Source organism: Vibrio gangliei, from assembly GCF_026001925.1.
GTDB classification, from domain to species: domain Bacteria; phylum Pseudomonadota; class Gammaproteobacteria; order Enterobacterales; family Vibrionaceae; genus Vibrio; species Vibrio gangliei.
In genome coordinates this window covers 407,138-419,252 of record NZ_AP021869.1, presented here as the reverse complement: position 1 = coordinate 419,252, position 12,115 = coordinate 407,138, and the positions used below count along the sequence as shown (strand labels likewise).

Sequence of the window (12,115 nt, the reverse complement as noted above, 5' to 3'; positions counted from 1 at the left end):
TTAAGCCCATTTTCAAGACTAAAAAACAAGTGACCATATAGTATGGGATTATGCGCTCATCTTCTATCTACAAACGCTTTAGTTTGCGCTCATCCTCATTATTTTTGATCAAAAATGGTATTTTTTGACATATTTAAACCTGAATCGAGCATAATAATAGCCTGAACATCCATCTGGTGAGAGCGAGCATGCGTGACCATAGACCTAAACTGACTCAAGACGTCATCTCTGAGACGGGTTTAAAACAGTTTACTGAGCATGTCTCGGACATTTTAGCCATTAATCAAACCTTGCAGTCTATCCTTCCTGCTAGCATGGTGGCGCATTGCCGAGCGGCGAATGTACGCCAAAGTCAATTGCTGATCGAAGTTGCCAATGCTTCCATTCAAATTAAGCTCAATTATGAACGAATTCGAATTTTGTCCGAGCTGAGAGCGGCCGGATTTTCTCGTTTAGTGGGATTGGAGTTTAAGGTGAACCCCGAGTTGTATCGTGGGGAATCGCTGCAAGAGAAGAAGAAAGACTATCATCAAGGTCTCAGCGAGCAAGCCGCGCAATCTATCTTGATGGTTGCCGATATGGCGCCACCAAAACTGCAACAGAGAATGAAAAGTTTGGCGAAATTGGCTGAAAAAAATAAACGTGATTAGGGCTGTTGGTCTTTAGGTCTTTAGGTCTTTAGCGGTCAAATTTTATTTAGAGTGAAAGTATAACGCGCTTATTCAGGTCTAGCTGGTTATCAACCCATTTATCAGACTGAAAAACCATTCAGACTTAAACCATTCAGAGCTACAACCATGTCGCGATTATTATGCTTATTTTTATTGCGCTCTTTTTTATTGAGCCTTAGTTTTTCATCTATTGCAGCCCCCAAAGCGGACTTATGGGATATTTGGGATAGTAGTAATGAACAAAATACTCAGTCGATTGACCATAGCGACTGGCAAACCATATTAGATCGCCATCTTGTACAATCTGATCAAAATACGCTATTTAGCTACTCAAGCTTCACCAAGTCAGATAAGCAGTTACTCACCGGTTACCTTCAAACTTTATCTCAACTCGATCCCCGCCAGTTCAACCGCGCTGAACAATTTGCTTATTGGGTCAACCTGTATAATGCGCTGACGGTACAACTCATCATTGAACACTATCCCATCCAATCTATCACTAAACTTGGCGGCATTTTTTCTTTTGGTCCTTGGGATGACAAGCTCATTCACATCAATCAACAAGCTTTATCTTTAAATAATATTGAACACCGAATCTTACGTCCGATTTGGCGAGATAAACGCATTCACTATGCCGTGAATTGTGCCAGCCTAGGTTGTCCTAATTTGCAACCTCATGCCTTCACTTCTAGTAATAGTGAGCAGTTACTTACTCAAGCTGAATATCAATTTCTACATTCAGATAAAGGGGTAAAAATCGACGCCCAACAATTGCAGCTATCTTCGATTTTTAAGTGGTACGCCGAGGATTTTGGAGGCGAACAGCAGCTGTTGAACTACTTAACTCAATTTCATCCAGAGATAGCCAAAAGCAATAAAAAGCCCAGCTATGACTATGACTGGGCTTTGAATCAAACAGAGTAGTTCTGCGGAAATGCTCGGAATTAGGCTAACGCAGGTGAACTGAATTTCACGCCTTGCCAGCCATGAGTGATAAAATTGCGAATGTTTTGATGATCGTCGTTTTCTGGATGCTGCAGCACATCTTCACGATAAAACTGACCAAAACACGCTAAGGTTTGCGCCTCAGTCAGGTTGTGTAGTTGAGCAAAAGCAAAAATCTTACAAGAACCATTGTTTTGCCCTGCTTCATTTTGTACTTCGCCATTCGTAAAAGCGGTTGGTGTGAAGGTGTAGTTACTCTCAATCACAGCAATGGTTTGCTCAAACTCAACCGACAATGGCTCGCTTGTCACTTGATGCAAAAACTCTTGTAATTCCATGTTCTTATTTCCTTTTAGTTTTTATTGGGTTGAACTTTGTCCGTCAGCTGTAATGCCAAGGTGATTAAGCGACGCAAATGACTGAGCTCTTCAATTAATTGCAACTACGAGCGAGTTTAACAAAAGTCATATCATAGGCATTCTTATCATCTTTAGAGTAAAACTCTTGATGCAAGATTTGCCAATTGTCTCCCCAATCCGGAAATTGAGTATCGCCGTCAATGTCAGCATCAATATAAGTGAGATAAAGATAATCCGAAAAAGGCAAACAAGCTTGATAAATACTCCCACCACCAATAATCATCAATTCCTCAACATCGCCTGCCACCTGTTTAGCCTGTTCAATAGAGGTCACTGTTTCGACACCATCAATACGCAATTCAGGATCACGAGAAATCACGATATTTAAACGTCCAGGTAGAGGACGTCCAATCGATTCGTAGGTTTTGCGTCCCATGACAATCGGTTTACCCATAGTACACTGCTTAAACCAGGCGAAATCGGCGGGTAAGTGCCAAGGCATTTGGTTGTCTTTACCTATAATTCGATGGTTTGCCATCGCGGCAATCATACTGATTTTCACATTAAATCCTTTACACTAAAATTCAAACTGAAGCCTCGCTATACTACGGAACGCCTACGATAAAACAACAAGCCCGGCATAGCTAAACCAATGGCTAGCCCTGCAATAATAAACATGGCTTGTAAAAAGTTATCCATCAATATAGCAAGCAATTCAGGATCATAACCGCTTTGCTTAATTTCCACTAATGCGATCATTGCTTTAAAAGCATAAACACCGGGAACCATTGGGATCATTGCTGCCACAGTAAACACTTTAGGATGAGCCAGAAATTTATGAGACCAATGCACCCCAATCATACCAACAGTGGTAGCAGCAAAAAATGTTGCCCACTCAATTGGGATAGAATAAGACATTAAAATAAAACGCAAACCATGCCCTATCGCCCCACCTAATGCACAATATTTTAAGGCTTTGACTGGCACATTGAATACCAAGGCAAAACCAACAGCAGGAATGGAGGCCAATGCCATATCAAGTAACACATCGAATAGAAACAGGTTCATCGAATCCACTCCCACGTTCCGGTTAATGTCATCGCGGCCACAATCCCTAAACTCGTGGCAAAAGTCAGAAGGCTTGCCATCACAAAACGAGCAATCCCCATGTTGACATAACCTTTGAGCATATCGGCCACAGAATTAATTAGTGGAAAACCCGGTACTAGCATTAACACGGAGGATGCCATCGCGGTAAAAGGAGAGTTGCCCAATTGATAAATCACCGCTTGCGAGGAAATGAGCGTGGTAACAAAAGCCGTAACAGCAAAGTTCAGCATAGGGTTAAAGTTACGGTGACCAATCTCTTGGCGTACGAACATCCCCACGCTAGAAGCTAAAAAGGTAATCGCACACACGGTGTGATCTCCCCCCGCTAAACGGGCGAAGGCAGCACAAGACAGTCCAATCATCACCAAGACTAACCAGCGGTTATAACGAGTAGCTTTAATTTGATTGAGTTTTTGCTGTGCCATTCGATAATCAATCACCTTGCGTTCAAGCATAATGCAAATATGTTGAATATCGGTGACAACTTTCATATTGATGCCACGATCTGGGCTGCGACGTGCGGTGGTAATGCAGTGATCATTCATCACAGTGGTCACCACAATGGAACTCGCCGATAACGACACTTCAACTTCTGACATACCGCACGCCAGACCTATGCGCCGAGTCAGATCACCAACAAGTGTACTCTCCGCGCCATGTGCCAGCAGCATTTGCCCAGTCTGCACAATTAACCGTGAGATGATCCTTTGTTTTTCTTGCATAACACTCTCTTATCAATCCTTTGACATAGACAGCTAGTCTGCCTGATTTTTGTGTTCAAAAAGATGATTTCGAATAAAAAAAAGCTGCGATTTAATAAAAATCACAGCTTTCTTTATATTCAATTGCAGATTAACAATTAATCACGCACATAAATGACATGACCATCGTCTTCTTCGTCATCCCAGTCATCATCATCCCAATCTTCAGTCACGACGTTTTTACCGCTCATGGCATCTTTATGGTAATCATCCCACTTGAAGTCGACCTTATCTTCTTCTTTGGTTTCTTCCACTTCTTTCGGCAAGGTATCCATGAAGTCAGCAAGATCGTAACAAAGTTGTTGAGTGCCTAACTTATTCGCCGCTGAGATCTTAGCATAGTGCCCTTCCCAACCAAGCGCATCGATGATCTCTTGGATCTTCTCATCCGCTTCTTCTTCGGTCATAAGATCCACTTTATTGAAGATCAACCAACGTGGTTTAGCCGCCACTTTCTCGCTGTATTGCTCTAACTCATCAATGATGGTTAATGCGTTTTCAATTGGATCAGAACCATCAATTGGCATGATATCAATCATATGTAATAGCACACGACAGCGCTCAAGGTGCTTCAAGAAACGAATACCTAAACCAGCACCATCGGCCGCACCTTCGATTAGGCCAGGAATATCAGCCACAACAAAGCTACGTTCAGAGCCGGCACGCACAACGCCTAAACTTGGAATCAGAGTGGTAAATGGGTAATCGGCCACTTTTGGCTTAGCGGCCGATACCGCACGGATAAAGGTCGATTTACCCGCATTAGGTAGGCCAAGCATACCCACATCCGCAAGAAGCAATAGCTCTAAACGTAATTCACGTACTTCACCCGGAGTCCCCATGGTCTTTTGACGAGGCGCACGGTTCACTGACGATTTAAAACGGGTATTACCCAAACCATGCCAACCACCTTTGGCTATCATGATTTTTTTACCATGTTCCGTTACCTCACCCACAACTTCATTAGTGTGGATGTCAACCGCACGTGTACCAACAGGCACTTTGATGGTCTTATCTTTACCGCGTTTACCAGTACAGTTACCACCGCTACCATTTTGGCCACGCTCAGCTTTGTGAAAACGCTCAAAACGGTAGTCGATTAAGGTATTCAGGTTTTCGTCGGCTTCCATATAGACGTCACCGCCGTCACCGCCGTCACCACCATCAGGGCCACCTTTAGCGACGAACTTTTCGCGCCAGAAGCTAACCACGCCATTACCGCCATCACCGGCTTCTACTTTTATTACTGATTCATCAACGAATTTCATTTGCTACTCCACTCGCTCTATTAGCAAGTTAGTTTGGGTGTAAACCACAGACTATAAATCCCAGCTCTCGGCTCTCGGCTCTCGGCTCTCGGCTCTCGAGGATAGGGTCTAGGGTCTAGGGTCTATTATATAATTTAGCTATAAATAAAAAACCCCGCCATAAGGCAGGGCTTTTAGATAGCTTTTCAGCAAGAAACTTATTCAGCTTCGATGCTTACAAACTTACGGTTCTTAGGACCTTTAACTTCAAATTTCACTTTACCTTCTGCTAAAGCGAAAAGAGTATGGTCTTTACCGATACCAACGTTAGTACCAGCGTGGAACTTAGTACCACGTTGACGTACGATGATGTTACCAGCTAGAACAGATTCGCCACCAAAACGCTTAACACCTAGGCGTTTGCTTTCTGAGTCGCGACCGTTGCGAGTAGAACCACCAGCTTTTTTATGTGCCATGTTAGCTTCTCCTTAGATTAATTAAGCGCTGATGCCAGTAATTTTGACTTCAGTGAACCACTGACGGTGGCCCATTTGCTTACGAGAATGCTTACGACGACGGAACTTAACGATTTTTACTTTATCGCCACGACCGTGCTTAACTACTTCCGCAGTTACTTTACCGCCAGCAACCAAAGGTGCACCAACAGTGATTTCTTCACCATTAGCAACCATAAGAACTGAATCAAACTCAACGCTTGCGCCAGTCTCTACGTCCAATTTCTCTAAGCGAATAGTTTGACCTTCGCTTACACGGTGTTGTTTACCACCAGATTGGAAAACAGCGTACATATTTTACTCCGCTTTTTCCGCACAGCATCATGTTAGTTATTTTAAACATATCAGGTGTGCGCTTAAACTTGTCATCAATAGGGCGCAGATTCTACTTGAGAGCATCGCCTTTGACAAGATAAATATTAAAAAAAATGGCGAAAAGATCATCGCCTGATTAAAGTGCGCTAATGATGCCGTTTACACTCGTGTTTATCAATGTTTTTTAGTGTAGAATCGACGAATATTTTTAAATTTTTGACTGGTCGCTATCTTAGGTTTGGCTAGCCACAGTTTTATTTCAGCTGGAACAATAATGGATTTTAAAGCTATCCAGGCGCTTACTGCCGATGACATGGTAAAAGTGAATGAAACCATTCATGCTCAACTCAACTCTGAAGTCAGCCTCATTAATCAGCTAGGTTTTTATATCGTCAGCGGTGGTGGTAAGCGTATGCGCCCTCTTCTGGCGTTATTATCAGCCAAAGCGCTTGGCTACCAAGGTAAACACCACATCACTGCTGCCGCTTTTGTTGAGTTCATTCACACCGCGACTTTATTGCATGACGATGTGGTAGATGAGTCCGACATGCGCCGTGGTAAAGAAACGGCCAATGCCGCCTTCGGTAATGCCGCCAGTGTTCTCGTTGGTGACTATATTTATACCCGTTCGTTTCAAATGATGACCAGCTTAGGATCATTAAAGATCTTGAAGTTAATGAGTGATGCAGTGAACGTTATTGCAGAGGGTGAAGTCCAGCAGTTGATGAACTGTAACGACCCAGACACCACTGAAGAAAGCTACATGCAGGTGATCTACTCTAAAACGGCGCGTTTATTTGAAGCCGCTACACAAATTGGTGCTTTGCTAGTTGATGCGCCACAAGAGATTGAAACCGCACTGCAAAACTATGGCAAATACCTCGGCACCGCATTTCAGTTAATTGATGATGTCATGGACTACACTTCTGACGGCAAAGAAATGGGTAAAAACGTCGGTGATGATCTCGCGGAAGGTAAACCTACCCTGCCACTACTCTACGCAATGCGAAATGGCACGACAGAGCAAGCAGAAATGATTCGTGATGCAATTGAGCACTCTAATGGTATGGAAAAGCTAGACGCTATTATGCAAGCCATGCGTGAGACTGGCTCATTAGAATACACCACACAACGTGCCGAAGAAGAAGCGGATAAAGCCATTGCAGAACTGGCGATAATTCCTGAGTCGGAATACAAACAAGCGCTTATCACGCTGGCTCACATGGCGGTGAGAAGAACGAAATAAACCACCGATACTCGGGCGCGTCGCTTCTCGTACGCTGCGCTGCTCGTGTAACGAACTTCCCCTTATTTTTCCCGCAGAAAACAAAAAGCTCGCCTCTTTTTCAAGAAACGAGCTTTCGAGAATCGAGATTCGAACTCTTATTTCGCGAACTCTTCACCGAGTGCAATATCACCTTTTAGTGTATCTAGCATGCTATCGAACGCTTGTTGTTCAAATACACTTAGCTCACCAAAGCTTAGGATTTCTTCTACGCCTTCTTTACCTAGACGAATAGGTTGTGCGAAGAAACGTGCGTGTTCACCGTCACCTTCAACGTAAGCACATTCCACAATGCCTTGCTCGCCATTCAGCGCTTTCACTAGCGATAGACCGAAGCGGTATGCTGCTTGACCCATAGACAGTGTTGCTGAACCGCCACCCGCTTTCGCTTCAACCACTTCAGTACCCGCGTTTTGAATACGCTTAGTCAAGGCTGCAAGCTCTTCATCAGAGAACTCAACACCTTTTACTTGAGAAAGTAGAGGCAGAATAGTCACACCTGAGTGACCACCGATCACCGGCACTTCTAGACCTTCTAGTGATACACCTTTTAATTCAGAGACAAATGTTTCAGAGCGGATCACATCCAGAGTCGTGATACCAAATAGACGACGCTTATCATACACGCCGGCTTTTTTTAGTACTTCAGCAGCGATTGGCACTGTTGTGTTCACTGGGTTTGTGATAATACCGACACAAGCGGTTGGACAAGTTTGTGCAATTTTTTCAGCTAAGGATTTAATAATGCCTGCGTTAACATTGAATAGGTCAGAACGATCCATCCCCGGCTTACGCGCAACACCAGCAGAAATCAGTACGACATCCGCACCTTCCAGTGCAGGCGTTGGGTCTTCACCCGCAAAACCTTTAATTGAAACCGGTGTAGGGATATGGCTAAGGTCAGCAGCAACACCTGGAGTGACTGGAGCAATATCATAAAGAGCAAGATCTGAGCCTGCCGGAAGTCCATTTTTCAGCAATAAAGCAAGTGCCTGTCCAATACCACCAGCAGCACCAATTACAGCTACTTTCATTAGCCTTTCTCCTTGAAAAAATTTTGTTAATTTCACGTTAGATTTAGGTGTACACCTAAGATGAAATCGAAAGTACAACAAGTCATGAATAATTACAATTAGCTCACTTCAGCTTTGAGATGTTACACCAAACTATTTTTAAATAGTCTATATAATCAATAACTAAATGGTGAAAATAAAATTCCATTAACACAATCACAACAACTTGGTTTTAGAATAAATGACGCTAATACTTGGTGATTAATGCTCATCTATGCGAAAATCCTGAAAGAATATGTACTACTACCAAGAATCGAACTATGAAAAACAATGACAAACAAGACAATCTAATTCGTTCGTTTAAAGCGCTATTAAAAGAAGAGTGCTTTGGTTCTCAAGGTGAGATCGTGGATGCGCTACGCGAAGAAGGCTTTGAGAATATCAATCAGTCAAAAGTATCGCGCATGCTGACAAAATTTGGCGCTGTCAGAACCCGTAATGCCAAAATGGAAATGGTTTACTGCTTACCAGCTGAACTTGGTGTCCCAACCGCTTCCAGTTCTTTACGTGAATTAGTATTAGATGTTGGTCATAACGATGCATTAGTCGTGATTCATACAGGCCCAGGAGCTGCACAGTTAATCGCTCGCCTGCTCGACTCATTAGGAAAATCGGAAGGCATTTTAGGGGTGGTTGCCGGTGATGATACTATCTTTATTACGCCGACGCTGAATATCACGACCAAGCAGCTTTACGATTCTGTTTGCGAACTCTTTGAGTACGCTGGATAAGCTCAAGTTCTCAACCTATCCATCCTTCATTTCATCTTCAGGTGTTCACATCCCGTGAACGCCTTCTCATTTTTTACACCTTTCAAAATAATTCTCTAGCTAGCAATAACACTTACTATTAGCATTCTTATTGATGAGTTATTACATAATTGTAACCAAGTTATCACTTTTCACTAGCAAAGGATTTGGCTAGGTTTTTCTCTTCTGGCATAAGGAATACGCCATGATGACATCTTTCTCAATATCACGCCCCCTTGCCCGCAGTGCGCTGGCCGCCTTAATGATGGTCGTGATATCTCTACCATTTGCCCATGCTAATGCGTCTGGTAAACCTGCAAAAACGTACATCACAATCGCAACAGGCGCGGTCACAGGTGTTTACTATCCTGCCGGTAGTTCTATTTGCAAATTGGTGAATAGTGGTCGTGCTCAGCACAACATTCGCTGTTCAATTGAACCTTCAGGCGGCTCTGTTGATAACATCAACCAAGTTCGATTGGGTAAAAATGATCTTGGGATCAGCCAATCCGACTGGCAATACTACGCCGCCCAAGGGCACGCTGAGTTTACACCTGACACGCCATATTCCAACATGCGCGCCTTGTTTTCCCTTTATAATGAACCGCTTAACCTTGTGGTGAGACGCGACTCTAAAATCACCAGCGTCGCAGATCTGGCTGGCAAACGGGTCAATATTGGCAACCAAGGATCCGGTGACCGAGCAACAATAGAAATGATCATGCAGCAATTCGGATGGTCTAAAAAAAGCTTTTCACTAGCGACAGAGTTTTCGGGGGCAAGCCGCGCACAGGCCCTATGTGATAATCAAATTGATGCGTTTATTTCTATTTTAGGAAATCCTAACGCTTCAATTAAAGAAGCCACCACGTCTTGCCAAGCGCAACTTGTGCCAGTCACAGGTCCGAAAATTGATACTTTGGTAAAGCAAACACCATATTACGCACCGACGGTCATTCCAGGTAAACTCTACCCCAATAATAACCAAGACATTCATACCTTTGGTGTTCTTTCAATTGTGTTTGCCGATACCAGAATGAGTGATGAAACGGCTTATCAAATCACCAAAGCCGTGTTTGATAATTTTGATACTTTCAAACGATTACATCCCGCTTTCTCAATGTTGAAAAAGCCCAATATGATCAAAGATGGCATCTCTGTCCCTTTGCATCCAGGGGCAATTCGTTATTACAAAGAAGTCGGATTGCTCTAAGAGCTAGGGTCTAGCAATCATTAAACAACACGATTTTGCTCCACGCCTTGCTGAAATTTCTCGATATTATCCATCAAGATATTGCACAAGGCTTGGATAGAAGAATCACTGCCCCACGCCACGTGCGGAGTTAAGAGCAGATTAGGCAAACCCATATTGGCAATCAAAGGATTGGATTCATCGGCGGGCTCTTGGGTAAAAACATCACAACCAGCCCCTGCAATCTGCTGAATTTTAAGCGCCTCCACAAGTTCGGCTTCATTCACCAAACCACCTCGGCCAGCATTGATCAAAATAGCGCTAGATTTCATGGCTTGCAGCTCAGGCATGGCAATCAAATTTTCTGTTTCCGCGGTTAATGGACAATGCAGTGTTAACACATCCGCCGTTTCAATCACTTTCTCAAACGCCATGTAACCTAAACGACAAGGAGAAACACCCTTGCGCTCCGCAAACACCACTTTCATTCCCAGTGCTTTTGCCAATACTCCAACCGCTTGCCCCAAGCTGCCACTGCCAATAATGCCTAACGTCGAGCCCGCGACATCAGTGATAGGATGAGTAAAAAAGCAAAACTGCTTATCTTTTTGCCAAACACCTGCAGCAATATCTTGATGATAACCAACCAAATTGCGCTTTAAGGCAAACATCATCGCAATCACATGTTCAGGTACAGAGCGAGTACCATAACCTTGAACATTGGTGACCACGATACTGTTCTCACGACAATAATCCAAATCCACGTTGTTGGTTCCCGTTGCCGAAACCGCAATCAACTTCACATTCGGTGCTTGCGCTAGCACGTCAGCCGTGAGTTTCACTTTATTGGTGATCACAATATCAGCCCCGGCGATACGCTCAACCACTTGCTCTGGCGAGGTAAAGTCAAAAGCCTTCCATTGATGCTCAAAAGTCAAATTAGGGATCTTGATGTGGGATGGAATGGTGGCGATATCAAGAAAAACCACCGTTGGTTTGCTTGCTAATGAAGCTGGTGAAATAGGCGTTGATTTAACCGTAGCAGGTTTAGCAGAAGTCGGCATGAGAAATCCTTTTCCATGACAAGCCTAAGCCGTGACCCGTTAAATAGGCTTGCGTTATGAAGATGTCAGGGTTTTATAATCAGGTAATTCTGCATCAGGGTCAAAATGTTGCAGGATCTGTGCTGTTGCAGCGAGATAAAAATCACACTCAACAAAAGCCGTCGATAGTTGATTATTACTTGGATGATAAAAGCTTAACTCCGCTGAATGCAACTGCAATCGTTCAGAAAAAGTCAATGCTTCAGGTGTGGCATAAAATTCATCTCCAACAATCGGGTGTCCTAATGCTTGCATGTGAACTCTCAATTGATGTGAACGCCCAGTAATCGGCAACAAGCGAACCACTGTGGTTTGCGCTTCTCGAACTACCACTTGATAACGGGTTAGCGACGGTTTGCCATCTTGGTGACACACTTTCTGTCTCGGGCGATTCGGCCAATCACAAATTAGCGGCAAATCGATTTCACCTTCATCTTGTTCAACGCTTCCCCATACTCGAGCATAATAAATCTTGTGAGTTAAACGGTATTGAAATTGTTTTTTGATATGGCGTTCCGCTTCTTTGGTTAAAGCAAATAACATCAACCCCGATGTTGCCATATCTAAGCGATGTACAACCTCAATATTGGGGTAGCTTTCACGTAATCGGCTCCAAATACTGTCGTAATGTTCAGCCAAGCGACCGGGGACAGAAAGTAGCCCTGCGGGTTTATTGGCTACCAAAATATGCTCATCTTGATAAACAATCTCCGTCCAAGGATCAGTGGGTGGCAGGTATTCAAGTAGAGCCATGGAGAAACAGGTTCCTAGTGTGTAGTTTCTAGTTCCT

General features: G+C 43.6%; 15 protein-coding genes. 5 read left to right on the top strand and 10 right to left on the bottom strand.

Annotated elements, in window-relative coordinates; translation table 11 throughout:
• The first annotated feature begins 188 nt into the window (after positions 1-188).
• Both Vgang_RS01940 and Vgang_RS01935 read left to right on the top strand, forming a co-directional pair.
• Positions 189-650, top strand: coding sequence for a DUF721 domain-containing protein (locus tag Vgang_RS01940; RefSeq protein ID WP_105902277.1), 462 nt, complete (start codon positions 189-191; stop codon positions 648-650).
• Positions 651-797: 147 nt separating this feature from the next.
• Positions 798-1,595: a DUF547 domain-containing protein gene (locus Vgang_RS01935; RefSeq protein ID WP_105902278.1), complete on the top strand. Its 798-nt coding sequence runs from the start codon at positions 798-800 to the stop codon at positions 1,593-1,595.
• A gap of 20 nt (positions 1,596-1,615) precedes the next feature.
• On the opposite strand, the gene Vgang_RS01930 is transcribed toward Vgang_RS01935, so the two are convergent.
• The 7 genes from Vgang_RS01930 to rplU all read right to left on the bottom strand — a co-directional run bounded on the left by Vgang_RS01930 (position 1,616) and on the right by rplU (position 5,902).
• Positions 1,616-1,954 carry a HopJ type III effector protein gene (locus Vgang_RS01930; protein ID WP_105902279.1) on the bottom strand — a complete coding sequence of 113 codons (339 nt, stop codon included), beginning with the start codon at positions 1,952-1,954 and terminating at the stop codon, positions 1,616-1,618.
• Between the two features lie 94 nt (positions 1,955-2,048).
• A complete protein-coding gene (gene folA / locus Vgang_RS01925; protein ID WP_245879922.1) occupies positions 2,049-2,537 on the bottom strand; it encodes a type 3 dihydrofolate reductase in 489 nt (162 codons plus the stop codon).
• A gap of 38 nt (positions 2,538-2,575) precedes the next feature.
• Positions 2,576-3,043 carry a threonine/serine exporter family protein gene (locus tag Vgang_RS01920; RefSeq protein ID WP_105902280.1) on the bottom strand — a complete coding sequence of 156 codons (468 nt, stop codon included), beginning with the start codon at positions 3,041-3,043 and terminating at the stop codon, positions 2,576-2,578.
• Entirely contained in the window at positions 3,040-3,807 is a 768-nt protein-coding gene (locus tag Vgang_RS01915; RefSeq protein WP_105902281.1) for a threonine/serine exporter family protein, read from the bottom strand. The genes Vgang_RS01920 and Vgang_RS01915 overlap by 4 nt, the downstream gene beginning before the upstream one ends.
• Positions 3,808-3,944: 137 nt before the next feature.
• Positions 3,945-5,114: an Obg family GTPase CgtA gene (gene cgtA, locus Vgang_RS01910; RefSeq protein ID WP_105902282.1), complete on the bottom strand. Its 1,170-nt coding sequence runs from the start codon at positions 5,112-5,114 to the stop codon at positions 3,945-3,947.
• 197 nt (positions 5,115-5,311) lie between these two features.
• Complete coding sequence (gene rpmA, locus Vgang_RS01905) at positions 5,312-5,569, bottom strand: 50S ribosomal protein L27 (RefSeq protein ID WP_086982114.1); 258 nt, start codon at positions 5,567-5,569, stop codon at positions 5,312-5,314.
• Between the two features lie 21 nt (positions 5,570-5,590).
• Complete coding sequence (gene rplU / locus Vgang_RS01900) at positions 5,591-5,902, bottom strand: 50S ribosomal protein L21 (protein ID WP_086982113.1); 312 nt, start codon at positions 5,900-5,902, stop codon at positions 5,591-5,593.
• A 295-nt stretch (positions 5,903-6,197) separates the two neighbouring features.
• On the opposite strand from rplU, the gene ispB reads away from it, so the two are divergent.
• A complete protein-coding gene (gene ispB, locus Vgang_RS01895) occupies positions 6,198-7,169 on the top strand; it encodes an octaprenyl diphosphate synthase (RefSeq protein WP_105902283.1) in 972 nt (323 codons plus the stop codon).
• 137 nt (positions 7,170-7,306) lie between these two features.
• On the opposite strand, the gene mdh is transcribed toward ispB, so the two are convergent.
• Positions 7,307-8,242, bottom strand: a complete 936-nt coding sequence (gene mdh, locus Vgang_RS01890; protein WP_105902284.1) for a malate dehydrogenase — start codon at positions 8,240-8,242, stop codon at positions 7,307-7,309.
• Positions 8,243-8,541: 299 nt separating this feature from the next.
• Here mdh and argR point away from each other — a divergent pair, with 299 nt between their 5' ends.
• Positions 8,542-9,012 carry a transcriptional regulator ArgR gene (gene argR, locus Vgang_RS01885; protein WP_105902285.1) on the top strand — a complete coding sequence of 157 codons (471 nt, stop codon included), beginning with the start codon at positions 8,542-8,544 and terminating at the stop codon, positions 9,010-9,012.
• Positions 9,013-9,238: 226 nt separating this feature from the next.
• The gene (locus tag Vgang_RS01880; RefSeq protein ID WP_105902338.1) at positions 9,239-10,243 is read left to right on the top strand and encodes a TAXI family TRAP transporter solute-binding subunit; all 1,005 of its coding nucleotides are present in this window, start codon (positions 9,239-9,241) and stop codon (positions 10,241-10,243) included.
• 20 nt (positions 10,244-10,263) lie between these two features.
• Here Vgang_RS01880 and Vgang_RS01875 read toward each other — a convergent pair whose 3' ends face one another.
• Both Vgang_RS01875 and rluA read right to left on the bottom strand, forming a co-directional pair.
• Positions 10,264-11,286: a D-2-hydroxyacid dehydrogenase gene (locus Vgang_RS01875; RefSeq protein WP_105902286.1), complete on the bottom strand. Its 1,023-nt coding sequence runs from the start codon at positions 11,284-11,286 to the stop codon at positions 10,264-10,266.
• Between the two features lie 54 nt (positions 11,287-11,340).
• On the bottom strand, positions 11,341-12,078 hold the full coding sequence (gene rluA / locus Vgang_RS01870) for a bifunctional tRNA pseudouridine(32) synthase/23S rRNA pseudouridine(746) synthase RluA (protein ID WP_105902287.1): 738 nt from the start codon (positions 12,076-12,078) through the stop codon (positions 11,341-11,343).
• Positions 12,079-12,115: the final 37 nt, after the last annotated feature.

Excerpts from the sequence above, each read along its gene's own strand:
- Vgang_RS01940 (WP_105902277.1), top strand. The coding sequence starts at position 189 with ATGCGTGACCATAGACCTAAACTGACTCAAGACGTCATCTCTGAGACG.
- Vgang_RS01935 (WP_105902278.1), top strand. The coding sequence starts at position 798 with ATGTCGCGATTATTATGCTTATTTTTATTGCGCTCTTTTTTATTGAGC.
- Vgang_RS01930 (WP_105902279.1), bottom strand. The coding sequence starts at position 1,954 with ATGGAATTACAAGAGTTTTTGCATCAAGTGACAAGCGAGCCATTGTCG.
- Vgang_RS01920 (WP_105902280.1), bottom strand. The coding sequence starts at position 3,043 with ATGAACCTGTTTCTATTCGATGTGTTACTTGATATGGCATTGGCCTCC.
- Vgang_RS01915 (WP_105902281.1), bottom strand. The coding sequence starts at position 3,807 with ATGCAAGAAAAACAAAGGATCATCTCACGGTTAATTGTGCAGACTGGG.
- cgtA (WP_105902282.1), bottom strand. The coding sequence starts at position 5,114 with ATGAAATTCGTTGATGAATCAGTAATAAAAGTAGAAGCCGGTGATGGC.
- rpmA (WP_086982114.1), bottom strand. The coding sequence starts at position 5,569 with ATGGCACATAAAAAAGCTGGTGGTTCTACTCGCAACGGTCGCGACTCA.
- rplU (WP_086982113.1), bottom strand. The coding sequence starts at position 5,902 with ATGTACGCTGTTTTCCAATCTGGTGGTAAACAACACCGTGTAAGCGAA.
- ispB (WP_105902283.1), top strand. The coding sequence starts at position 6,198 with ATGGATTTTAAAGCTATCCAGGCGCTTACTGCCGATGACATGGTAAAA.
- mdh (WP_105902284.1), bottom strand. The coding sequence starts at position 8,242 with ATGAAAGTAGCTGTAATTGGTGCTGCTGGTGGTATTGGACAGGCACTT.
- argR (WP_105902285.1), top strand. The coding sequence starts at position 8,542 with ATGAAAAACAATGACAAACAAGACAATCTAATTCGTTCGTTTAAAGCG.
- Vgang_RS01880 (WP_105902338.1), top strand. The coding sequence starts at position 9,239 with ATGACATCTTTCTCAATATCACGCCCCCTTGCCCGCAGTGCGCTGGCC.
- Vgang_RS01875 (WP_105902286.1), bottom strand. The coding sequence starts at position 11,286 with ATGCCGACTTCTGCTAAACCTGCTACGGTTAAATCAACGCCTATTTCA.
- rluA (WP_105902287.1), bottom strand. The coding sequence starts at position 12,078 with ATGGCTCTACTTGAATACCTGCCACCCACTGATCCTTGGACGGAGATT.